Origin of the sequence: Alteromonas sp. NFXS44, assembly GCF_040148705.1 — a bacterium.
Classification (GTDB): Bacteria; Pseudomonadota; Gammaproteobacteria; order Enterobacterales; family Alteromonadaceae; genus Alteromonas.
Window position 1 is genome coordinate 123,324 of the sequence record NZ_JAGDEA010000005.1, and the last position, 22,208, is coordinate 145,531.

General features: G+C 48.9%; 22 protein-coding genes. 12 read left to right on the forward strand and 10 right to left on the reverse strand.

What is annotated here, in order from left to right:
* Nucleotides 1-114 precede the first annotated feature (114 nt).
* Complete coding sequence (locus J3369_RS05745) at nucleotides 115-2,103, forward strand: methyl-accepting chemotaxis protein (RefSeq protein ID WP_349584846.1); 1,989 nt, start codon at nucleotides 115-117, stop codon at nucleotides 2,101-2,103.
* A 53-nt stretch (nucleotides 2,104-2,156) separates the two neighbouring features.
* On the opposite strand, the gene J3369_RS05750 is transcribed toward J3369_RS05745, so the two are convergent.
* Nucleotides 2,157-2,465, reverse strand: a complete 309-nt coding sequence (locus tag J3369_RS05750) for an EscU/YscU/HrcU family type III secretion system export apparatus switch protein (RefSeq protein ID WP_303574468.1) — start codon at nucleotides 2,463-2,465, stop codon at nucleotides 2,157-2,159.
* A complete protein-coding gene (locus tag J3369_RS05755) occupies nucleotides 2,462-4,525 on the reverse strand; it encodes a hypothetical protein (RefSeq protein ID WP_349584850.1) in 2,064 nt (687 codons plus the stop codon). Before J3369_RS05755 ends, J3369_RS05750 begins: the two co-directional genes overlap by 4 nt.
* Before the next feature lie 141 nt (nucleotides 4,526-4,666).
* On the opposite strand from J3369_RS05755, the gene ccmA reads away from it, so the two are divergent.
* From ccmA to J3369_RS05805, 10 genes are read left to right on the forward strand one after another with little or no spacing between them, the layout of a single operon-like run.
* Nucleotides 4,667-5,332: a cytochrome c biogenesis heme-transporting ATPase CcmA gene (ccmA, locus tag J3369_RS05760; protein ID WP_502877428.1), complete on the forward strand. Its 666-nt coding sequence runs from the start codon at nucleotides 4,667-4,669 to the stop codon at nucleotides 5,330-5,332.
* Nucleotides 5,329-5,997 carry a heme exporter protein CcmB gene (ccmB, locus tag J3369_RS05765; RefSeq protein WP_349584855.1) on the forward strand — a complete coding sequence of 223 codons (669 nt, stop codon included), beginning with the start codon at nucleotides 5,329-5,331 and terminating at the stop codon, nucleotides 5,995-5,997. The genes ccmA and ccmB overlap by 4 nt, the downstream gene beginning before the upstream one ends.
* The gene (locus J3369_RS05770) at nucleotides 5,997-6,752 is read left to right on the forward strand and encodes a heme ABC transporter permease (RefSeq protein ID WP_349584857.1); all 756 of its coding nucleotides are present in this window, start codon (nucleotides 5,997-5,999) and stop codon (nucleotides 6,750-6,752) included. Before ccmB ends, J3369_RS05770 begins: the two co-directional genes overlap by 1 nt.
* On the forward strand, nucleotides 6,742-6,972 hold the full coding sequence (gene ccmD, locus J3369_RS05775; protein WP_303574463.1) for a heme exporter protein CcmD: 231 nt from the start codon (nucleotides 6,742-6,744) through the stop codon (nucleotides 6,970-6,972). Before J3369_RS05770 ends, ccmD begins: the two co-directional genes overlap by 11 nt.
* Nucleotide 6,973: 1 nt before the next feature.
* The gene (ccmE, locus tag J3369_RS05780; protein ID WP_349584861.1) at nucleotides 6,974-7,444 is read left to right on the forward strand and encodes a cytochrome c maturation protein CcmE; all 471 of its coding nucleotides are present in this window, start codon (nucleotides 6,974-6,976) and stop codon (nucleotides 7,442-7,444) included.
* The gene (locus tag J3369_RS05785; protein WP_349584864.1) at nucleotides 7,441-9,438 is read left to right on the forward strand and encodes a heme lyase CcmF/NrfE family subunit; all 1,998 of its coding nucleotides are present in this window, start codon (nucleotides 7,441-7,443) and stop codon (nucleotides 9,436-9,438) included. The genes ccmE and J3369_RS05785 overlap by 4 nt, the downstream gene beginning before the upstream one ends.
* Complete coding sequence (locus J3369_RS05790) at nucleotides 9,435-10,040, forward strand: redoxin family protein (RefSeq protein WP_303574461.1); 606 nt, start codon at nucleotides 9,435-9,437, stop codon at nucleotides 10,038-10,040. Before J3369_RS05785 ends, J3369_RS05790 begins: the two co-directional genes overlap by 4 nt.
* Complete coding sequence (locus J3369_RS05795) at nucleotides 10,037-10,489, forward strand: cytochrome c-type biogenesis protein (protein ID WP_349584867.1); 453 nt, start codon at nucleotides 10,037-10,039, stop codon at nucleotides 10,487-10,489. Before J3369_RS05790 ends, J3369_RS05795 begins: the two co-directional genes overlap by 4 nt.
* Nucleotides 10,486-11,739 (forward strand): c-type cytochrome biogenesis protein CcmI, encoded by a 1,254-nt coding sequence (gene ccmI / locus J3369_RS05800; protein WP_349584870.1) that lies wholly within the window; start codon nucleotides 10,486-10,488, stop codon nucleotides 11,737-11,739. Before J3369_RS05795 ends, ccmI begins: the two co-directional genes overlap by 4 nt.
* The gene (locus J3369_RS05805) at nucleotides 11,736-12,554 is read left to right on the forward strand and encodes an MlaA family lipoprotein (RefSeq protein WP_502877413.1); all 819 of its coding nucleotides are present in this window, start codon (nucleotides 11,736-11,738) and stop codon (nucleotides 12,552-12,554) included. Before ccmI ends, J3369_RS05805 begins: the two co-directional genes overlap by 4 nt.
* 102 nt (nucleotides 12,555-12,656) lie before the next feature.
* On the opposite strand, the gene galE is transcribed toward J3369_RS05805, so the two are convergent.
* From galE to J3369_RS05845, 8 genes are all read right to left on the reverse strand, one after another.
* Nucleotides 12,657-13,676 (reverse strand): UDP-glucose 4-epimerase GalE, encoded by a 1,020-nt coding sequence (gene galE / locus J3369_RS05810; protein WP_349584872.1) that lies wholly within the window; start codon nucleotides 13,674-13,676, stop codon nucleotides 12,657-12,659.
* Entirely contained in the window at nucleotides 13,673-13,975 is a 303-nt protein-coding gene (locus J3369_RS05815; protein ID WP_119500460.1) for a DUF6170 family protein, read from the reverse strand. The genes galE and J3369_RS05815 overlap by 4 nt, the downstream gene beginning before the upstream one ends.
* A 110-nt stretch (nucleotides 13,976-14,085) precedes the next feature.
* Nucleotides 14,086-15,567, reverse strand: coding sequence for a peptide MFS transporter (locus J3369_RS05820; RefSeq protein WP_303574499.1), 1,482 nt, complete (start codon nucleotides 15,565-15,567; stop codon nucleotides 14,086-14,088).
* Between the two features lie 199 nt (nucleotides 15,568-15,766).
* Nucleotides 15,767-16,876, reverse strand: coding sequence for a KpsE/RkpR family capsule polysaccharide export protein (locus tag J3369_RS05825; protein WP_349584875.1), 1,110 nt, complete (start codon nucleotides 16,874-16,876; stop codon nucleotides 15,767-15,769).
* 22 nt (nucleotides 16,877-16,898) lie between these two features.
* On the reverse strand, nucleotides 16,899-17,549 hold the full coding sequence (locus J3369_RS05830; RefSeq protein WP_349584878.1) for an ABC transporter ATP-binding protein: 651 nt from the start codon (nucleotides 17,547-17,549) through the stop codon (nucleotides 16,899-16,901).
* On the reverse strand, nucleotides 17,546-18,328 hold the full coding sequence (locus J3369_RS05835) for an ABC transporter permease (protein ID WP_349584881.1): 783 nt from the start codon (nucleotides 18,326-18,328) through the stop codon (nucleotides 17,546-17,548). Before J3369_RS05835 ends, J3369_RS05830 begins: the two co-directional genes overlap by 4 nt.
* Nucleotides 18,328-20,175 carry a polysaccharide biosynthesis/export family protein gene (locus tag J3369_RS05840; protein WP_349584884.1) on the reverse strand — a complete coding sequence of 616 codons (1,848 nt, stop codon included), beginning with the start codon at nucleotides 20,173-20,175 and terminating at the stop codon, nucleotides 18,328-18,330. The genes J3369_RS05835 and J3369_RS05840 overlap by 1 nt, the downstream gene beginning before the upstream one ends.
* Before the next feature lie 14 nt (nucleotides 20,176-20,189).
* On the reverse strand, nucleotides 20,190-20,543 hold the full coding sequence (locus tag J3369_RS05845; RefSeq protein WP_119500464.1) for a hypothetical protein: 354 nt from the start codon (nucleotides 20,541-20,543) through the stop codon (nucleotides 20,190-20,192).
* A 552-nt stretch (nucleotides 20,544-21,095) separates the two neighbouring features.
* Between J3369_RS05845 and wecA the strand changes: the two genes are divergently transcribed.
* Nucleotides 21,096-22,166, forward strand: coding sequence for a UDP-N-acetylglucosamine--undecaprenyl-phosphate N-acetylglucosaminephosphotransferase (wecA, locus tag J3369_RS05850; protein WP_119500465.1), 1,071 nt, complete (start codon nucleotides 21,096-21,098; stop codon nucleotides 22,164-22,166).
* The last annotated feature ends 42 nt before the right edge of the window (nucleotides 22,167-22,208 follow it).

The window sequence follows — 22,208 nt, forward strand, 5'->3', positions numbered from 1 at the left end:
TATCGTTCAATTTACTGTAGAAGTGAAGATGACTGCCGTTAAAAATATAAACTTATAAAAAAGATTTCACCAACTCCCGAATATGGAAGGTGAAACACAAACACGGGAACGCGTATGAAATCACTCTCACTTCAGAAAAAATTTGTGCTCATTGTTGGCGGTGCTATCGCATTGTTACTGATTGTAGCAACGATTTTCCTGCTCAATATTGTCAGCGATAAAACCAGGCAGACCGTTGAGCGGGATCTTCATTTTCTTGTTACCAGTGAAGCGGAATCTGTAAAAGGTTTCTTTGCTACCTACGGAGGTGTCGCTTCTACATTTCTGAACAATCCTTTCTTCACCGACTTTTTTACTCAACATTCGCAGCGTGGCGGTACGTTAAGTGGTGAGGCTGCTGACGATATTTTTGCATCATTCAGCGCCATCAGCAGTAATGACAAGCACATTAAGTCTGCTTTTTTCGGTACCGCCGGTACCGGAGAGTATTTTTATGAGCAGGGCCGTGTGGGTGAAGAAGATAATTACTTTGCAAATCAGCGCCCGTGGTTTTTGACCGCTGTAGAAAAAGGGGGCATCTATGTCACACCTCCGGCGACAGATTCACAGGATGGAAGCGTTTCGACGGTGGTTCAGGGTCCTGTGTACCGGGATGGTAAACTTCTTGGAGTGGGCGGCGTGGATATTCTCATCACCACAGTCGCAGATATGCTGTCAGAGATCCAATATGAGAAAGCCGGCGCTGCGTTTCTTGTCGATGACGAACAAAATATTGTGTACTTCCCGGGGAGCCGGGAAGCCCTGCCACTATCATCTCCACTGGCGTCCATTGATAAAAGCCTGAAAGGTGCTGATGGCTTTGCAGCTTTAAGCGTAGATATTGCCCGCCATCCGGAAGGTATGACGCCAGTTTCATACAACAATGAAAATTATTTTGTTGTTTATAAACATGTCACTCTAGCTTCGCCGCAAATGAACTGGACATTGGGATTACTGGTTCCGGAGGCCGTGGTTGAAGCACCGGTACAAGAGGCGTTACATACTTCACTAATTGTTGCTGTGGTTGTACTGGTTATCGCCGGAGCAGTTACCTGGTTTGCTGGTGCAGTGATCACCCGTCCGATTTTACAGCTCAAGAATGCTATGGCTGATATTGCTTCAGGAGACGGTGACTTAACCCGTCGTCTTGAAATTAAGTCGGGCGATGAAGTCGGGCAACTGGCTGAACAATTCAATGTATTTACCGGTAAAATTCATACATTACTACAGGATATTGTTCAGCATACCAGAGCCGTCGCGGAGGCCGCAGACCACTTGCGTGATGTGTCCGGCGCCAGCAGCCGCGAAATCAATCAGGAAAGAACTGAAGTAGACAGTGTGTCGACGGCAGTAACGGAAATGGCGCATACCGTACAGGAAATTTCAGCTAATGCTGCCGAATCCAGCAGAGCCGCAACCGTAGCAGAGCAGCAGGCGACAGACGGCATGTCGCAGGCACAAAACATGTTAACTGAGATCCATGCTCTTGCAGACGCAATCAGTCAGGGCGTTCAGACAGTTAGTGGTTTGAGTCAGGAGTCAGACAATATCGGCGCGGTCGTTGATGTGATTAATAGCATAGCAGAGCAAACAAATTTACTGGCATTGAATGCGGCTATTGAGGCTGCCCGTGCCGGTGAGCAGGGAAGAGGTTTTGCGGTCGTTGCCGATGAGGTACGTTCACTGGCTTCGCGCACTCAGGACTCCACTGATGATATCCGCAAAATGGTAGAAAAGCTCCAGAAGATGGCATCAGAAGCCGACACGGCAATGAAGGCTGGTAAAGAGCGCTCGTTAAAAGGTGTAGAGAAAACCGAACTGGTGGTGTCGTCCTTACGGGATATCAGTCACTCGATAAGTACTGTTCAATCGCAAAGTACGCAAATTGCCAGAGCGACTGAGCAACAAACCGTGGTGGCAACTGAAATAGATGAGGCGCTGGTTAAAATCATTAATCTGAGTGAAAAGACCAGCGAGCATTCAGAGGAACTGGCTGCCGAGGCTACCCAGCTCAGCGGTGTATCTTCCGAGCTGAGAGATTTAGCGGGACAGTTTAAGTTGTAACCTGGCGGTCAGGCCGTATCGGGTAAACAGGCCGGGCAGGTTTCTGTACCGGCTTATACCCGTTGAGGAAGTTGCCCGCTGTTCTCCCAGCCTTCCGGCATTTTGCCCTGAAGAACATAGGACCAGGCAATCAATTCTGCAATCACATAATACAGAGATTCCGGGATTTCCTGCCCGAGATCTAATGTTGCCAGCAAGTCAGAAAGGTAGGGATCTTCGTGAATAAGAATGCCTGAATCTTCAGCGGCCCGAATGATTTCACCGGCCAGTTCACCGTACCCTTTCGACACAACTTTAGGTTTTGCTCCGGCTTCGCCACTGTTGTATCTCAACCCGATAGCTTTACGTGTTTTGTCACTCATACCAGTGTCTCGAACAGTTGATAGGGCGTGTCTTTGAGTGACGGAGGTATTTTTCCCCGTTGACAACTATGCTGCTCAACCTCAAGTCCCAGGCCTTTTAAACGCTTTAACAGCCATGGCATGGTTTCCATAACCTTTATCAACAGAGCATCTGTCGATGTGTATACGTTGATATGAATAACGTCCTTATCAATTTTAGTTTTGGCAAGCAGCTCTCCGTCCCCGCCAGCACTGAGTTTCATGGTCAGGTGCCATATTCTCTGTGCGGACGATTTTGCCTGCTCTTCCCGCGTATCCCGCTCTTCAACACGAAGAAAAAGTTCGGGAGGTGGCTGATCATCACCGGCTACAGGCAACACATAATACAAGGTGTCCTGACCCTGCAACCGGGCTTCTGCACTTTGGAGTTTTTGTTGCTGATGATTCGCGAGCAGTGACTTAACGTGATCGAGCAAATGGGTCCTGCTGTCGATTTGTGCCATATCGCCGGCAGTTTTTGATGGCGGACTACCCCCGCCGGCCGAAGCTGTACTTCTGACTATTACCGATTCAGCTTTATCCAGCGCTTTTGCAAGGTCGGGCTGATTTCGAACAGCGCGACCTGCAAAACTGATTTGTAATAGCGTGATAAGGGCATTCACGAAACCGGATTGTGATGGCGGATTAAGAATATTCGTTGGCGTTGTGACCAGGGCGGGTGTCTGCAACAGCTGTTTAATCGACTGCGCCGTATCCTGAGAAAGAATGCCAGTCTCTGTTTGAACGGTAACGGCATGTTGAATATTGTCAGTTCCCGCGGCAGTTTTTATAACAGGAAGTGAAGCGGTTATCTGAGCGGATAAAGCACTCATTAAGTCCCTTGTACCGGCAGCCGTTCCCGGAGACGCTTTGGTAAGGATAGAAACCAGTTTAGTCAGTGCTTCTGATGTAGAGCCTGTTTCTGCGAGAAGTTGCCGTGAAAGCTTACGGATATTTTCACTGACGCGGCTAAGTTGTTCGGGCGGCAGGTTCAGCGGCCCTGCAGAAAGGACATCTTTTATATTATTAGATGTCGCGCCTGATAATTGCTGACTGGCTACCGGAGCCGCCAGATCCGGTGGCGGTAGGATATGCAATACCGGCAACCCTTTCCGGTTTGCAATGTCTGCCAGTTTAAGCGGGACCGGCGGAAGAGCCTGCAGAGTATTGCTTGCAGATGTCGCTAAAGCAGGTGGCAAATTGACCATAGCAAGGGGGCGTGTTTGGGTGCCCGTCGCTGATAGTTGCGTTCCGCGCATGCTGACATTCAGGGTTAGTAATGTTTCTCTTCCCGTACTGCCTGATGAGCCATCGGGTAAATGCAATGAACGCTTCAGTGCGACCGGCAGTTTCCCCTCAATGCTAAGCCCTTCACTGACCAGCGCTTTTGCCAGAGCCAGTTTTACTACCGGCGCTGATGCCGGTACAGTCACACTTTGTGCAGGCTGCGCAGAGCCTTTCCCTTGTGGCGTTAAGGTAATTTGCCATCCTGACTGCCTGCTGTCAGGTGAAGGCGTTATTTTTAAGGATAATTTGTCTCCGGCCTGAGTGGCAGCGTGTTGGGCTGCCGGTAAATCCAGTTTAATCACTGGGGCGCCGGGTAACTGTAACCTGAGTGTTAGTTGTTTGGGGGACGCCTGCTCAACCATGGCGCCCAGAGATAAGGCCTGATTATTTTTGACAAGGCTGAGTTGCTGTGTTTGTGTCAGCCCTTCTGCCACTGCTGTAACCAGTCTTTGAGTATCAGCCTGTGTCAGTACTGCACTGTGCTTCACAGGCAGAAGTTCAAATAACGTCATCTGACTGACCGATGTTCTGGCCAGGGAAACCTGCGGCTGAGATGTGCTGAGACCGGGATCTTTTACGACAAGTCCGTCCTGAGGGAGGGCGTTTCCGGTCAACTGAATAAGCGGACCGGGTAAACGGGTTATGGTTACTGCAGGCAGCTGATGCAAGGTGTCTGAACGCAATGCTCCAGCGTCGGGGTTAACCGGTGCGGCAGTGGCATTCGCCGAAAACAGTTGAGCAATCTGCAAGTTCATGTCAGATTTATCGGCAACTAATTGAAAAATTCAAGCATTTTGTGCATTTCACTGTTGTCAATGGTCCTTCAGTTTGAACTAAGTCATAAAAAAGTTTAATACGCCAATGGGCGTGATGTGTTCCGTTTTGCCTATGCTAGAATGACAGACCGGAATATACAAAGATATGTTAAAGAGGATAGCGGTTTGTCGGGACTGGTTGCCAGCAAACTAACGTGCATTAAACGGGACAGAGTATTGTTCGAAGATCTGTCTTTTCAGCTCCTGCCAGGGCAGCTGATTTATTTGCGTGGGCCTAACGGTGCCGGGAAAACCAGTTTGTTGCGTATCCTCAGTGGATTAAGTCAGCCTCAAAGCGGCTCCCTTCTCTGGCAGGGGAAACCATTGGGCGAAGACTGGTTCACCAGCCTCATCTATATAGGACACAAAGCCGGCATAAACGGCACCTTGTCGCCTTTGGAAAACCTTCAATTCTGGTGTGCGCAGCATAACGTCAGCTTTAACGAAGACAATCTTTATGACGTGCTGGCTTTGGTGGGGCTGGTGGGTATGGAAGATGTACCCTGCCGCACACTGTCTGCAGGGCAACTTCGCCGTGCCGCTCTGGCAAGATTATGGTTGAAGCAGGCTGACGTGTGGATCCTCGATGAACCTTTTACCGCACTGGATATCCGTGGCGTTGCCCAACTGGAAGATAAAATGTGTGAACATGCAAGCAATGGCGGTGCTGTGTTGATTACCTCACACCAGACACTGAGCCATCGCGCGGGCGGGTATAAGACATTTGATTTGGAGTACCGGTTTTGAGCGGCCTGTATCAGGGGGTTTTTAAACGTGACCTGGCACTGGCATTTCGCCAGAAGGCCGAGCTGGTTCAGCCGCTTATGTTCTTATTAATGGTAGTGACACTGTTTCCGCTGGGAATAGGACCCGGCCCTGAAACTCTGCAACGGATTGGCCCGGGCGTTATCTGGATAGCCGCCATATTGTCCTCATTGCTCGGGATGGAGCGGTTATTCCGGGACGATTTCGCAGATGGTTCACTGGAACAGTTACAACTATCCGGACAGCCGTACTATGCCGTCGCCGCCTTAAAGGTACTTTGCCACTGGCTGGTTACTTTCATTCCGCTTTTGCTGTTGTCACCTCTGCTTGCGCTGTTTCTCAATCTCACTGTTGACATGTACATAGCGCTGGTACTCACCCTGGTGTTAGGAACACCGCTTTTGTCACTGGTGGGTGCAATCGGCACGGGATTAACGGTAGGGCTTCAGCGTGGTGGCGTACTCCTGGCGCTGCTTTTGATCCCGTTTTTCATTCCATTATTGATATTTGCTACCTCGGCAGTGGATGCAGCTGCGCTACAATTACCCTACAGGGCGCAAATTGCTATTATTGGCGCGATGTTGTTGCTGGCAATGGCATTAGCTCCGGCTGCCATTGCCTACTCTTTAAAAGTGAGTCAGAACTGATGTGGAAGTGGTTACATCCCTACGCCAAGCCTGAGCGGGCTTACCAGCTTTGTAATACGCTGCTCCCCTGGTTTTCAGTGGCTGCAGTAATCAGCTTGTTGTGCGGTACGGTATGGGGGCTTTTCTTTGCGCCTCAGGATTATCAGCAAGGTGACTCCTTCAGAATTATCTACATCCATGTGCCATCTGCCATGTTGTCAATGAGTACCTATGTCGCCATGGCCGTAGCTGCGCTGGTGGGAATGGTCTGGCAATGGCGGACCGCGTACATGGCCATGATTGCCATGGCGCCTGTGGGTGCTGCAATGACATTCATTGCTTTGCTTACCGGTGCGGCATGGGGGAAACCTATGTGGGGCGCATGGTGGGTGTGGGATGCACGGCTGACATCAGAACTTATTTTGCTGTTTTTGTATTTTGGCGTCATTGCCTTATATACCGCGTTTGAAGATAAACAGCAGGCGGGTAAAGCGGCAGGCGTTATGGCGCTGGTGGGGGTTGTGAACATCCCGGTGATCCACTATTCAGTAGAATGGTGGAATACATTGCATCAGGGTTCCACCATCACCAAATTCGACAAGCCGTCTATTGCACCGGAAATGTTGTGGCCACTGCTGATTAATCTTGCAGGCTTTGCGCTGTTTATCGCCGCTGTTACGACCATGCGTATGAAAACTGAAATTCTGCGGCGGGAAATGCACCGGCCCTGGGTGCGGGATATCACCGGTTTGCGGGAGACGTCTGATGCAGTTTAACAGTTGGGCAGAATTTTGGGCTATGGGCGGTTACGGATTTTATGTCTGGCTGTCATTTGGCATTGCCGCGCTGGTGATGACCGGCATTATTTGTCAAAGCTTGCTGGCGCATAAGCAACTCATCCGCCACATTGCTGCTGAGCAAAAACGTAAAGGGCGCATCCGTAAGGCTGCGCAAGCCGCTCAGGCCTCTTCCCCTAATTCTGACAGGAGCGTTTAGTATGAATCCGCGCAGAAAACGAAGGTTACTAGTTGTTACTCTGGTTGGCGCGCTGGTTACCGGTGCTGTGGGCCTGATGCTGTTCGCACTGACCGACAGCATCGATTTGTTCTACACGCCATCTCAAATCGTCGATGGCCGCGAAGGCGTGAAGCCACAGGTTGGCCAGCGACTGAAAATAGGCGGAATGGTTGTGCCCGGCACTGTCAACCGTGACAAAGAAAGTCTCGCGGTATCCTTCGACCTTGTCGATACGGGACCCGCAGTGACGGTACGTTTCAAAGGCATTCTGCCGGATCTTTTCCGTGAGGGGCAGGGAATTGTGGCTACCGGTACACTGGTGGCAGACCGTGTCATTGAAGCGCAGGAAGTGCTGGCAAAACACGACGAAGATTATATGCCGCCGGAACTGGCTGAACAGATGAAAGGCATTAAACACGTGAAGCCGGCAAATACCGGAGCCGGACAATGATCCCTGAGCTGGGTAATATTTCACTGACACTGGCACTGGTATGCGCCATTTTACTGGCTGTGTATCCGCTATGGGGCGCGCAGACAAAGCATACTTTTTTGATGGGCACTGCCAAGCCGCTGGCCTCTGGCATGTTCCTGTTTACATTGCTGGCGTTTGTTGCGCTGGTGTGGGCCTTCGTCACCGATGATTTCAGTGTCGCTTACGTAGCGCAACACTCAAACAGCAGACTGCCGGACTATTACAAAGTAACAGCCGTGTGGGGCGGACATGAGGGTTCGTTCCTGCTGTGGGTACTGATGTTATCTGTCTGGACCATGGCTGTAGCAATATTCAGCAAAGGCATTCCGGATGAAATGGTATCCCGTGTTTTGTCGGTGCTGGGCGCTGTGGGGATCGGTTTCTATTTGTTTATGCTGCTTACTTCAAACCCGTTTGACAGCATGTTGCCTTTCTTTCCTGTGGACGGGCGGGACTTGAATCCTCTTTTACAGGATTTTGGCATGATTATTCATCCCCCCATGTTGTATATGGGGTACGTGGGTTTCTCAGTTTCCTTTGCCTTTGCCATTTCCGCACTGATTTCCGGTCAGATGGATTCAACCTGGGCACGCTGGTCACGCCCCTGGGTGATTGCTGCATGGTCGTTCCTCACCGTAGGGATCGCGCTGGGAAGCTGGTGGGCCTATTATGAGCTCGGCTGGGGCGGATGGTGGTTCTGGGATCCTGTTGAGAATGCGTCCTTCATGCCATGGCTGGTTGGTACGGCGCTGATGCATTCTCTGGCTGTGACAGAAAAGCGTAAGGTGTTTAAATCCTGGACTGTTCTGTTAGCCATCGCAGCGTTTTCATTAAGCCTGCTAGGCACTTTCCTTGTGCGCTCCGGCGTCATTGTATCTGTACACTCCTTTGCCAGTGACCCGTCAAGAGGACTTTTTATACTCGGTATCCTGGTAGTGCTGTCCGGAACCGGTTTATTGCTATATGCGCTGAGAGCATCACAACTGAAATCACCAGGCCGTTATGGCCTGTTTTCCCGTGAAGTCCTGCTGATGGGGAACAATGTATTTTTGTGTGCAGCAACACTGGTAGTGCTTCTGGGCACGCTGCTGCCTTTGGTTCATAAAGAGCTTGGCCTGGGTTCTATATCCATCGGTGCGCCGTTCTTTAATCAGATGTTTACAGTGCTGATAGTACCTTTCGTGTTCTTTCTTGGCCTCGGCCCGCTGACAAGATGGAAGCACCAGGCGCCGGGGGCATTGCAAAAGCAAATTTCCATTGCCGCCGGGCTGAGTATCAGCGCCGGGCTACTGATTAATTTTACCTACGACTCTCCCACCTATATGGCTGCACTCGGCCTGGTACTGGCAGCGTGGATCCTGGTGACCTCGGTGCTGGAAGTCATGCAGCGCACTGATGCAATGCCGCAGGACAGCTTGTGGCGGAAATTACGTAAGCTCACACCCAGCCACTGGGGCATGGTTCTTGGTCACCTTGGTTTTGCTGTCACAATTATTGGTATCACCCTTGTGTCAAATTACGCGCTGGAGCGTGATATCCGTATGGCTCCCGGAGAAACCGCAGAGCTGGGCGGTTACACGTTTACATTCAGTGAAGTGAAACCGTTTCAGGGGCCTAATTATACCGCTGATATCGGCGTTTTTGATGTGTATGTTGATGGTGAAAAACTGGTCCACCTGGAACCGGAAAAACGCATATATACCGTGCAGAGAATGCCGATGACGGAAGCGGGCATTCACTCCACCGTCTTCCGTGACCTTTTCATTGCTATGGGCGAACCTCTTGATGACGGTGCCTGGGCGGTGAGGGTGTACATTAAACCCTTTGTCACATGGATCTGGGCCGGAGCAGTTATTATGGCGCTGGGTGGGATCTGCTCTGTTTCAGACCGCCGCTACCGGATGGCAAGGCTGGCAAAAGTGAAAAAAGTCTTTCGTGCTTCAACATCCGCTATGGCAGGAGAGCAGGGATGAAAAAAACAGGTTTATTTGTTATTCCGCTGGTGATTTTTCTGGCACTGGTGGTGTTTCTTTTTCAGGGACTGTTTTCCGATCCCAGAGCACTGGACTCACAAGTGCAGGATAAGGTGGTGCCGGACTTCTCGTTGCCCGATCTGATGAAGCCTGATGTTGTTTACACTCCCGACGTTTTTAAAGGCAAGGTCACAATTCTGAACGTGTGGGGCGTATGGTGTGTTACCTGTGCCGTTGAAATGCCTTATCTCACGGAGCTACGTAATGAGCAGCAGGTCAACTTTGTCGGTTTGTATTTTGATCAGGACCTGGATCCTGACTTCGGCACGAAAACACTGAGCCGGGTGCAGCAGGAAGTCACGTCAATGCTAAGCCGCTACGGCAATCCGTATCAGTACAATATCTTTGATGTTTACCGTGACACATCGCTGGATTTAGGTGTGACCGGTGCTCCGGAGCACTTCCTGATAGACAGCCGCGGTATTGTCAGAATGCATCACATCGGTGATATCAATCCCAGAGTCTGGGAAACCAAAGTCGGGCCCTTGTACCGTAAGCTCCTGACTGAGCAGGAAGCGCAGCAAGCCGGAGGAGCCCGATGAATACCATACGGATAGCTTTGCTTTTACTGTTTTCTTTACTGCCTGTGACCGCGATATCGGTAGAAGATAACTATGCTTTTGACGAACCGGCACGGCGGGCACTTTTTCTCAAGCTGACCGGAGAACTGCGTTGTCCCATGTGTCAGAACCAGAATATTGCCGATTCTGACGCCATGATCGCCCATGATATGCGCAGGAAAGTGTACTCACTGATGCAGCAGGGCAAGTCGGAAGATGAAATCATCGGCTACATGAAAGAACGCTACGGTGACTTTGTTTATTACAAACCGCCGGTGAACATTGCCACATTCTGGTTATGGGCTTTACCCGTGCTGTTTATTGCAGTGGTGCTGTTCTTCGTCACCCGTAAATCCGGGCAGAGTATGCCGGTGGACACGGAAGAGAAATTAAAGCGCGCAGAAGCTATGTTAAAGCAGGATAAAGAATGAGCTGGACTGAATTCGGGCTGATTACCTCAGGACTGATCACACTGGTTCTGTTGCTCGTTGCCTTCCCCTGGCTACGACGTCGTGAAGTACGTCAGCGGGATGTCTTGTCGAATATTGTAATTGTCCGTCAGCGGCTGACTGAACTGGAAAGAGAGGTCTCAGAAGGCCTTATTTCCGAAGCTGACAGGCAAAAAGCCAGTGATGAACTTAAGCTGGCTATGGTGGATGAGGCCGTTTCTGAAGCGACAGTTAAGAAACAGTCTGCACTTCTGCCTTTGCTGACCGGTGCAGTGCTGGCCATAGCAACGGGCACCATTGTTTACGGGTCGGTTAACCATCTGCAACAGGTCAGACACGCTGAGGCAGCGATTGAGTCATTACCGGAATTGAGTGACAAGCTGGCATCCGGTGATGCCGGTAACTTCACCGCGCAGGATATCGCCAGCCTGACCTATGCTATCCGTCAGCGGCTACGCAGCGAACCCGAAGATGCTACCGGATGGATGTTTCTGGGCCGGTTGTGGATGTCTGTGGGAGAAGATGAACAGGCCTTACAATCCATTCAGCGGGCTATGTCACTCAAACCCGGTGACATGACTATCAGGATTACCTATGCACAGGCATTGATGGTATCTGAAGACGCCGGAAAGCTGGCCGCTGCCCGGCGGGTTTTGCAGAGTCTGACAGAAGAAAACCCTGAGAATGATAACTTATCTTTGATGATGGCTGTGGTATCGGCAAAGCTGGGTGATCTGGCCGGCACCGAACGGTACTTTGCGCTTATCCGCGATAAACTGCCGCCGCAGCATGAAACCCGCCTGGCGCTGGAAGAACGTATTGCCGGTCTTAAAAAACAGCAACAAGCTGTGCCTGTTGCAGCAGAGCAAATGACTGCTAAAACCGGGTTTGATATTACGGTAACTATTGCTGATGAAATAAAAGATAAACTCCCTGACGATGGTTATCTGATTGTTTATGCGCAGGATGCACAGAGTGAAAACCGTATGCCGGCGGCCGTAGTTAAAATGCAGTTACAAAATTTTCCTGTATCTTTGTCGCTAAGTACGGATAATGCCATGGTGCCAACGTTCACTTTGGCATCTCTGCAGCAGGTTAAGCTTACCGCAAGAATATCGACCGGTGATGATGTTATGCCCGCTGCCGGAGACCTCAGTGGAGTACTTACGGTACCGGTGTCACCGGGCGAAGTGCTCCCGCTCCCGATACAAATCAACAAGGAATTGCAGTGATCAATACGTCTAAATCACTCTTCGCCTGCATTTTGCTGGGCATAACGTTAATGTCAGGTTGCGCCAGTCAGCGTGCTGTGGATGAGCAGGCACAGGCCAGCAACGAGATGCCGCAAGGCGACCCGCGGGATCCGCTGGAGCCACTGAACCGTGTGGCCTGGAATTTCAACTGGGAAGTACTTGATCAATACATATTGCGCCCGGTAACAATTGGTTATGTGACGGTTATGCCGCAATTTGCCCGCACCGGGCTTGTGAATGCTACCAATAACCTGGATGAGCCCGGCAATATGTTTAATAACTTTTTCCAGGGAAAAATTGACGAAGGGCTGGATAGTCTGGCCAGATTTATCATCAACTCTACCGTAGGATTGTTCGGTGCGTTTGATGTGGCCGACGCGATGGGTATCAAACGTCAGCGTGAGAATTTCGGAGAAGTGCTCGGTTACTGGGGCGTGGAAACAGGTCCTTACCTCATGTTTCCTGCACTGGGGCCAAGCGATCCGCGCTCATTGGCCGGTGATGTAGCGGATAACGTGTATTATCCGATGACTGTGCTTACCGGTAGCATGAATGTGGCCCGTTTCGCTGTCTCTATTCTGGAAGGCCGTGCAGGGCTGATCGATCAGGAGCCGCAGCTTGAGCAGGCGATTGATGACTATGCCTTCGTTAAAAACGCTTATTTCCAGAATCTGGAATTTCGTGTGACTGACGGAAAAAGTGGTGAAAAGGTGATTAAGCAGGAAGAGTTAGACGATTTCGAAGAATTCGAATCTATGCTTGATGATCTTGATTTGCCAGAAGAGCAGAACTAACCGTCATTCAGATTGCTGCAGTAATAAATGTATGCGGAGAAAGTTTCTCCGCACTCCGGTTACTTGTTCCGGCACACATTTCAGTGTGCCGGCGGCTCATAATCAGTCCTGATAACCTTTCGGGTTATTTGACTGCCAGTGCCACACATCTTTACACATGTCCTGCAGGTTCTTTTCAGCATGCCAGTTTAGCTCTTTTGCCGCCAGTGTGGGGTCGGCATAACAGGCGGCAACATCACCGCTGCGTCTGGGAGCTATCCTGTAGTTAACGGTTTGCCCTGATGCTTCTTCGAAAGCTTTAATCATCTCCAGCACGGAATAGCCTTGTCCGGTTCCCAGATTGTACACATCCAGTCCCATGTTAAGTGCCAGGCGGTCAAGTGCTTTCAGGTGCCCATTGGCAAGGTCTTCAACGTGAATGTAGTCTCTTACGCCTGTACCATCTTCTGTATCGTAGTCATCACCGAATACGCTCAGTTGTTCCAGTTTACCTGTAGCTACCTGAGAGATATAGGGCATCAGATTGTTCGGAATACCATTAGGATCCTCACCAATCAGGCCTGATTTATGTGCACCCACCGGATTGAAGTAACGCAACAACACGATATTCCATTGTTCATCTGACTTGTACAAATCCGTCAGCATATGTTCCACCATGAGTTTCGACATGCCGTAAGGGTTAGTCGGATGACCTGTTGCCATTTTCTCATGCAATGGTAACGACACAGGATCGCCGTAAACAGTGGCTGAAGAAGAGAAAACCAGTTTCATGACATTGTACTTACGCATTGCCTTACACAGGCTCAGCGTGCCGTACATGTTGTTTTCGTAGTATTCCAGTGGTTTCTGTACAGATTCACCAACCGCCTTCAGCCCGGCAAAGTGGATCACTGCATTGACCTGATGTTGGCTGAAAATGGTATTCAGTACATTGTCATCGCGGATGTCACCCTGAACGAATGTCACTTGTTTGCCAGTGATTTTTTCAACACGACGAAGGGATTCGGCACTGGAATTAACCAGGTTATCGAGTACGACAACATGATAATCCTGTTCCAGCAGCTGAAGCACAGTGTGGCTGCCGATATATCCTGCACCGCCTGTTACCAGGATGGTTTTCATTGTCTCTCCTTAGATAATATTTGTGGCACATACTTGGCGCACAGTGAATATTGAATAGGTTTCACGACTAACGGATACAGCAAAAATACCAGCAATGCCCACAGCAATGAGTGCCAGTTCGTTGTTGTCCGTATAATCAATGCAAACACCGGTACGATAACCAGTAGTTTTAAAATATTGAGCAGAGTTTTTTCGGGGACAGTGAGACATTTTGCGGCACTGTCCAACACAGTCATACGCTGAGCAAGGGGAAGAGCGGACAGGCCCGGAATTTGTCTGGTAGAAAAATAAATTGCCATTACTGCTTGATGATCCTGAAAAGAAAAAACCGCTGAACCAGGAATAACGTTACAGCGGTTTATAATAAATTAATCGGTAGCGGGATCAACCCGCCTTTGGTGGAAGGTCTTTAATCTTCCTGTGGCAGCTTCTCCCAGCTACGGGTTTTCAGCGAGAATACCAGAACCAGTACACCGATGACACCGGCAAACATGGCGATATTGCTGAACAGTGCCGACACATTATCTGACTCTGTACCAAACGCACCGGCCATTACACCAGCAATCACACTACCGATAGAGTAAGTCAGTACAAACAGACCCATCAGCTGTCCTGAGAAGCGACGGGGGGATAATTTACTTACCGCACTTAATGCTACCGGGCTTAAACACAGTTCACCCACAGTGTGCAGGAAGTAGGTAGCAACTAACCAGTAAGGCGCCACTTTCTGATCGCCCGCTGCATACATGGCTGCAAAAAACATTACGATGAAACCGCTGCCCATGATAAGGGTACCCAGGGCACACTTGATACCGTAGGAAGGATCCATCATTCGTTTACCTAACTGGATCCACAAGGCGGCAAAGAAAGGTGATAATACAATAATGAACAATGAATTGAGCGACTGGAACCAGGCGAAAGGAATTTCAAAGTCGCCCCACATGCGGTCAGTATCTTCGTTAGCAAACACGTTCAGTGAAGAACCTGCCTGTTCGAAACCGGCAAAGAAGCAGGAAGAGGCTACGCAGATTAAAAATAATGCAAGCATCCGCTTCTTTTCATTTTCACTTAAATCGCCGAAGAAATAGATGAAACCAAAATACAGCAGGAAAATTGCAGTAAACAGATAGGCTACCGACTCTGCGACTTCTGCAACATCAATGACCAGATAACCCATGCTCATGGCATAAGTGACGATGGACAGTGTGACGAGGAACAAAATAATGCCGGTCCAGCTTTTCTTCACACCGGCTGGTGTCATGTTCACTGTCGGACTGGCTGATTCTGAAGGCAGTTTATGCTGAGTCATTTTGTATTGAACAAGACCAATAGCCATGCCCACTGCAGCAGCACCGAATGCCCAGTGATAACCCTGGTTAACGGCTAACCAGCCACACACCAGGTTACCGATAATTGACCCGATATTGATACCCATATAGTACAGGGTGTAACCACTGTCACGGCGGGCATCATGTTCAGAATAAAGCTGACCGACCATTGCACTGATGTTGGGTTTCAATAAACCTGTGCCAAGCACAACCAGGATTAAGCCGATGAAGAAGGTAGAGGTGGTGGGGATGGCCAGCACGATATGGCCGCACATAATAATAATACCGCCGTACCACACTGCATTCTGGCCACCGAACAGACGGTCTGCCAGCCAGCCGCCGGAAAGGCCCATGAAATAAACAGCACCGGTATACAAGCCATAAATGGCATAGGCGGTTTCTTTGTCGAAGCCTAAACCTTCCTGCTGGATGGTGAGAGTCATGAAAATAACAAGCAGGGCACGCATACCGTAGTAGCTCATGCGCTCCCACATTTCAGTGAAGAACAGTGTCTGCAGGCCCCCCGGATGGCCAAAGAAACTGGAATCGTTAGATGTTTTTATTGTCACAATGTCGTTCCGTTTTGTAATGATTGTTATTGGTTTTGTAATTCATTGCCTGAGATAACGGCGGTTCTGTTTCCTGGCGGACTCAGTCAGGTGAATTAATGCCTGACTCCACTATACACAAGAGAATTACAGGGTAAAACGCTTAGTCTTTAAAAGGACTACCCTGTAAGGCAGGTGTAGCCCTTTTAGCTGTTTACAACTCTTTGATAGTCGCAATGATAATACGTGCTGTGCCATACAGGATGAGTAAAATGACACCAAAAAGCACCATGTTATAGACTGTTTTAGGATAAGCATTGTCATCCGGCAGGGTGGGTGACTCGATGGTGACCAGATACTGTAATTTCTGATAGGCTTCGACCCTGGCATTTTCCAGTGACACCAGCGAGGACGAAAAGGCCTGAATAGCCAGTTGCATCTGAATTTGCAGGTCAGAGTACTTTGCCATCTGTTCTGTTACAGACAGCGATTCTCCGGTTACCTGGTTGCTGAAGCCTTCCTTTTGAATATTAATTTGTTGTTGCAGGGCACCAATCTGACGTTTGATGTTTTGTACCTCAGGGGCACTGGGTGACATCATCGTCTCCATGGTATTCAGCTCTGCCTTCTTTTGCGCCAGTGTGGCCTGCAAAGAGAATGCAATTTGCTGGGAAGCAGCACCTTCGGCGGTAGGGTCAAGCACGTTGTACTTAGACTGGAACGCGAGGATGTCACGCTTCGCAGTTTGCAGTTTATCTTCTACAACCTGATGCTCGCCCTTAGCGAATTCCATTTTAGATTTGGCCAGATTGTTGTTAATGTCGTTCAGAAATTGCTCGGCCTTATCCACAATGGTGCTGTTGACCTGCTGTGCAAATTCCGGCGTGTAAGCTTTTACATTCAGGGTGATAACAGAAGATGCTGAATCTACTTCCACTGAAATTTGTTGCAGGTAATACTCATAAAATTGTGTCTGGCTGTGGTCTTCCGGTAAACGGCTGAACATGTCCGCATGGTCTGCACCGTAATGGCTGCTTAAGGACAACGTTTTCTCCAGATAACGCATCATATCCTGAGATTTAATATAACTCTCAATGATCTGACTGTCGTTTGTCGACGCTACGCCGCTGATTGATGCACCCAGTAAACTGGTGGGGTCAAAGGAACTGCCGCCGTCTGTGGATTTAATAATGAGCTTACTTGTACTTTCATATTGCGGTGCTGCCCACACAATCAGGTAGAACGCATATAACAGCCAGGGCGCAAGAATGAAAACCAGCTTGTTCTTTTTCAGTTTGTTGAGGGGTGCTTTCGCTTTCATCATTTTAATATCACTTAACCTAAATTTATTCTGCCATGTAGGCACTGATGCCTTCTTCCAGGTCGCTGAAATAATTCAGCTTACCGTCTTCAATAAGAATGGCTGAAGTACAAAATTCCCTGATCTGGTCCAGTTCGTGACTAACCATGATCATACCTGCTGTCAGATTTTTCTCTTTCAGGGCATTACGGGCCTTGCGGCGAAATGTGGGGTCGCCTACAGAAGTTGCTTCGTCAATGAGATAAATATCAAAATCAATATTAATACAGCAGGCAAAAACCAGCTTGGCACGCATACCTGAGGAATACGTCTTAACCGGTAAATCAAACTTCCCACCAATCTCTGCGAATTCCTGCACCTGTTTTTCATACTGAGTCAGCGATTCCACCTGGTTGATACGGCCAATAAACCGCGTATTTTCCCTGCCGGTCATTTGCGGATGAATACCGGTGGCCAGTGCAACCGGCCAGGACATGGATTTATTTGTCAGGATCCTGCCCTTATCCGGATATTCGCTTTTGGCCAGCATACGGAACAATGTGGACTTACCGGCACCGTTTTTACCCAATATGGCCACACTATGGTCGGTGGGGAATTCGAAGTTTAAATTTTTGAAAATATATTGCGGCCCGAGCCTGCTCGGGTAACTCTTAGTCAGATTTTCTATTCTAATCACCGTGACAACACCTTCTTCCAGGTTGTGTGATAGAGCGCTAACCCGGTAAACAAACTGATTGCGGTAACTTCAACAGCAAACTGCAAAGACACACCGGCATCCCCATAGGTTTCGTAGCAGGCATATCTGGCGAGTTCTATAAAGTGGACAAGTGGGTTCCAGGTCAGCCAGGGCCAGACCTCAGGGGAGAAATCCTGCAGACTGAAAAAGGTACAGGAAATAAAAAAGATAGGCCGGTTAAGCATATTTTTGATTTTTTTCATTTCAGGTATGAAGGCGATAAGCACACCGAATACCAGACTGATGGAAAAGCAAAAAACCCACAGTAATGCGAAAAGTGCGATTAACAGTAGCGGATCATTTACCTCAAAATCAATCTCCATTAAATACACCGCACACACAATCAGGCAAACCACACCAACTTTTATCATAAATTCCATAAACGCCGAGGTGATAAGCGCAGCCATAGGCTGCACCTGCCTGAATGCATAGAGGGGTTTTGCTTTTCCGATAGAGTCAGGCACAACAGACGTACAGGTCATAAACGTTTGTACACCCATCAGACCCAACATCATAAAAACAAATAATGGGACCGAGTGAACGTCGTCACCGCTGATAAAACTGCGGAAATAGGACATGGCAAAAATGAACACGAAGGGCTCAATGAAGGCCCAGCCAAGTCCCAGCTTATCATTGAACTTACTTTGGAGTTCACGGAGAAAGAGGGCGAAGATCACTCTTCGCCATGCTGCAACCTGTGATTTAAATGTAGTATCCATCAGTTGGTAGCTACGTTGGCCGCCACAGCAATCTGATAAATGATTTGTGTGATGTCTTTGATGGTCTGCAGAGACTTAACATCAATAGACGGCAATACCACAACCTGGTCACCCGGACGGATTGTGAGCTTCCCTTCGCCTTCAGACCACAAACTGCTGTGAATACTGTCAAACTCTACGATACCGTTTTGTCTTATGATAAGGATGCGCTCGTCGTCAGCGCGTTGGGTAAACCCGCCGGCCCAGGCGACATAATCAGCGGTGGTCGCATCTTTATTGAAGACAATAGCCTGAGGCATCATTACTTCGCCGCCCACATGAATGAGATCAGTGGCTTCAGGGATGACAATGGTATCATTCGGCTCCAGCAGCACGTTGGCCACTTCACCGTTTTCAGCCACAATGACTTTACCCTGTGGCTCAACTTGTCTGGCGCGCTCAATGAAGTCGCTGACCAGCTGCGCTTCCTGAACACGGATAGAACCTTCTCCGGTAGAACTGATTGGTGCAGTGTAAATGCTGCGTTCCAGGCGCTGCAGTGACTGTTCAATGAGCTCCCGTTGACTTTGTGCCACGCTTTCGCGACGCAGATAAACATCTGATACACTGGCGAGTGACGGGTCAACATGAATGTAATCCAGGACATCCTGCAAACGGGTACCCCGGTCAACCATGATTTTGGAAGGGCCAGTGTGACCACCTTCAATGTTTATCTGGTAAACCTTCGCGACGTGGTCATTAATGAAATTGACCTCATCACCGGACTGCAAAACAACATTGTTGAATTCATTTAGCGAAACGTACTGGGCAAACTGCTGATCGCTTCTGAGGCCTGCAACGGAAACATGACTGATAAAATCCCGTGGTCTGGCATAGTCAAGCAAGGTTTCACCCATCAACTCATCTTTCTTGAATTCAAAGGTATAGCTGTTATTCGCGCCGTCGGCGACGGTCACTCTGTCACCTACCGGATGAACAACAATGGTATCACCGTCTTTAAATGAAACGCCGGGCAGGGTGCCTTCACGGATAAATTCATAAAGGTCTGCCGTGGCAATCACTTTTCCTTCACGACGGATATCGATTTTACGGAAGCTGCCACGGTTGAAATCAATACCGCCGGCACGCTTAAGATAATAAAGCACGCTATCTGATGCCAGGCCGGCATACTGGCCGGGGCGGATAACGGGGCCGGTAAGATAAACCGCTACCGGCGTAGACGTGAGCAGATTTACATAGGTGTTAACGTCGTTGGTATAAATTCTTTTAATACTGTTAGTGACCAGTGCATTCACCGAACCGGCCGGCGTATCTGCTACATGCACAGGACCAATGTTAGGAATAAAAATATTTCCCTGGTTATCAACTGTTACCACATCGGAGAAGGCGACAGCACCCCACATCCAGATTGAAATCTTATCACCGGGCGCAATCAGATAGTTTTCATTAAGGCCTGAGCTGCGTTCAGATTCAAAACCGCCGATGAAGAGGTTGGCAGCGAATGGCGGGCTGACAAGTGGTTCGCTGTAAGGAAATACATCTTCTACCGTTGGTTCGCCGGGCAAAGACACACCGGAGCGGGGTTCTTTGTTGTACTGGCCGGTAGACGTTGACATGCTGCTGCGTGCGCCCGGCAATGTACGGGAGGTTTGCACATTCATAGGCGATACAGCTTGAGTCTGGGCGTTCCCGGTTCCAGTGGTAGCGGAATTGCCCGAGTTTTGCTGTTGGGCCTGTTCACGTAATTGCTGAAGATCGGCCAGAGATTGTGCTGTTGCAAGAGAAGAAAAACAGGCGCAGGCCAACACCACCTTACCTAAGGTGGAAAGTGTACGGATTACTGACATAGATTCTGCCATGATTATTTAGCTGAGATTTGAGTAAGAAGCGGAGCAAGCATTTGCCATTGCCCGTCCCGTTCACAAATTGCACGACGGTTTGCCGGATTGGTCAGATCCCGCAATGACATACAGGTTAATCCTGATGCAGAGATATAGCGGTTGTGGATCTGATACTGTTCGTTGCCAATCTGCAACATCTCACCCGGCGACAAATTGCCTTGCGGTACCGGATATACCTGGCTGTCAGCTAGTCGCATTGAATCGCCTGAAACCAGCGGAATATTCGCATTCACCTGCGTAGGGGCTGAAGAACATCCGCTCAACAGTACGGTAAGACCTATCAGACCAGCACTTAAACTTCTGATAATACTCATGTCTTAATAATTCCTTGTCTAATCTGGCCGGATAGCATACCACATTCACCGGCTTTTGCAGTCTGCCCTTTATGCATCTGCGCTAAATCTGTAATTTGTCATGTTTAGTAACCATTTATAGTGATGGCTTGATAATTGCTTTAAAGCTTCTGACATTTAAAATGGTGTTGTTACTCAGGAGTGCCTGCTGATGTTACGTATCTGCTTAAGACGGTTCCCCCGGGTAATGTTAAAACTAAAAATGACGTCTGTGTGAGTCTGTGATGCTAAAAAAGTTCGCAGTATGCTTTGTAAAGCGGTGGAATGTCAGATGTGTGTCAGAACAGGTAAAGCAGATTAAAAGATTTGAAAGAAAATTTCTCTGTTGTAATTTCAGGAGGTAGTCTTTTTGTCTTTAGTCTATTATTATGTTGGCATGTTGGTGTTTGCTGATCAAAATGCTGCCCGGCATCAGGAAGTTTTAGACAAAATGGAATATCGCTATCAACACCGCTCACACACATTTCACATCTACCGGCAAGTCAGACCTATGGTTAGGGATTAGTACTTTGTATGTTTGATTATCTTCAAATTGTACCGTTGTTCACGGCATTTTTTGTCGCCCTGATTTTATTGATAGTGATGACTCCACTGGCTCATCAGTTTGGCCTGGTTGATCATCCGACTTACCGTAAACGTCACGCAGGCATGGTGCCTTTGACTGGTGGAGTTGCCATTTTCATGGCTGTGCTGGTGGCGAGTGTGGCGACTGATGTGTGGATGAAAAACAATCCTCTGTTTTTTACAGCATCAGCCTTTATTGTCTTGCTTGGCATGCTGGACGACCGCTTCCAGTTAAGTGCCAAAGGCCGTCTCCTTTGTCAGTTTGGTGTTGCTGCCATCATGGCATGGAGTGCACAGAATTATATTACTTCCCTGGGTAACATTTTCGGCTTCGGTGAAGCGTATCTGGGGATTGCCGGTTACTTCTTTACCATCGTCTGCGTTGTGGGTGTAATTAACGCTTTCAACATGATTGATGGTATTGACGGGCTCGCCGGTGGCATGAGTTTGATTGTTCTGTTGACTGTTGTCGGTATTCTGCTGGGAACAGGTAACGGTGCGGCGATTATGGAGCCGCTGATTATTGTCGCTGCTATTGTGCCGTTTCTGGCCTTCAATCTGAGCTGGAAGGGATTCAAAGGCAATAAAATTTTTATGGGTGATGCCGGCAGTATGTTTGTCGGACTTACTATTGTGTGGTTGCTGGTGGACCACACGCAGGGCGAAGCCGCCGCTTTCAGACCTATTACCGCTGTGTGGTTGATTGGTCTTCCTCTGATGGACATGGCAGCAATCATGTACCGACGTGCACGCAAAGGGCAGTCAATGTTGCGTCCCGACCGCAAGCATTTGCACAATATTTTTATGCGCGCAGGACTCTCCAGCAGACAAGCGCTGGCTGCGATTTTGTTCCTGGGTTTATGTTACGCCGGTGTGGGTATTCTGGGAGAAATCCTGATGGTGCCTGAGTATGTCATGTTCTGGTCGTTCCTCGGCTTGCTGATGGTTTACAGCTATATCATTCAAAACATCTGGAAATTGATCCGTCACGTTAAACGATCATTGAAAACAAAACCTTAAAACCGTCAACTGCCCATAAATAGTGCAGACGACAGGGAATAA

Excerpts from the sequence above, each read along its gene's own strand:
- J3369_RS05815 (WP_119500460.1), bottom strand. The coding sequence starts at position 13,975 with ATGGCAATTTATTTTTCTACCAGACAAATTCCGGGCCTGTCCGCTCTT.
- J3369_RS05795 (WP_349584867.1), top strand. The coding sequence starts at position 10,037 with ATGAATACCATACGGATAGCTTTGCTTTTACTGTTTTCTTTACTGCCT.
- wecA (WP_119500465.1), top strand. The coding sequence starts at position 21,096 with ATGTTTGATTATCTTCAAATTGTACCGTTGTTCACGGCATTTTTTGTC.
- J3369_RS05825 (WP_349584875.1), bottom strand. The coding sequence starts at position 16,876 with ATGATGAAAGCGAAAGCACCCCTCAACAAACTGAAAAAGAACAAGCTG.
- J3369_RS05750 (WP_303574468.1), bottom strand. The coding sequence starts at position 2,465 with ATGAGTGACAAAACACGTAAAGCTATCGGGTTGAGATACAACAGTGGC.
- J3369_RS05755 (WP_349584850.1), bottom strand. The coding sequence starts at position 4,525 with ATGAACTTGCAGATTGCTCAACTGTTTTCGGCGAATGCCACTGCCGCA.
- J3369_RS05785 (WP_349584864.1), top strand. The coding sequence starts at position 7,441 with ATGATCCCTGAGCTGGGTAATATTTCACTGACACTGGCACTGGTATGC.
- J3369_RS05840 (WP_349584884.1), bottom strand. The coding sequence starts at position 20,175 with ATGTCAGTAATCCGTACACTTTCCACCTTAGGTAAGGTGGTGTTGGCC.
- ccmD (WP_303574463.1), top strand. The coding sequence starts at position 6,742 with ATGCAGTTTAACAGTTGGGCAGAATTTTGGGCTATGGGCGGTTACGGA.
- ccmA (WP_502877428.1), top strand. The coding sequence starts at position 4,667 with ATGACAGACCGGAATATACAAAGATATGTTAAAGAGGATAGCGGTTTG.
- ccmE (WP_349584861.1), top strand. The coding sequence starts at position 6,974 with ATGAATCCGCGCAGAAAACGAAGGTTACTAGTTGTTACTCTGGTTGGC.
- J3369_RS05790 (WP_303574461.1), top strand. The coding sequence starts at position 9,435 with ATGAAAAAAACAGGTTTATTTGTTATTCCGCTGGTGATTTTTCTGGCA.
- ccmI (WP_349584870.1), top strand. The coding sequence starts at position 10,486 with ATGAGCTGGACTGAATTCGGGCTGATTACCTCAGGACTGATCACACTG.
- J3369_RS05835 (WP_349584881.1), bottom strand. The coding sequence starts at position 18,328 with ATGGATACTACATTTAAATCACAGGTTGCAGCATGGCGAAGAGTGATC.
- galE (WP_349584872.1), bottom strand. The coding sequence starts at position 13,676 with ATGAAAACCATCCTGGTAACAGGCGGTGCAGGATATATCGGCAGCCAC.
- J3369_RS05745 (WP_349584846.1), top strand. The coding sequence starts at position 115 with ATGAAATCACTCTCACTTCAGAAAAAATTTGTGCTCATTGTTGGCGGT.
- J3369_RS05845 (WP_119500464.1), bottom strand. The coding sequence starts at position 20,543 with ATGAGTATTATCAGAAGTTTAAGTGCTGGTCTGATAGGTCTTACCGTA.
- J3369_RS05770 (WP_349584857.1), top strand. The coding sequence starts at position 5,997 with ATGTGGAAGTGGTTACATCCCTACGCCAAGCCTGAGCGGGCTTACCAG.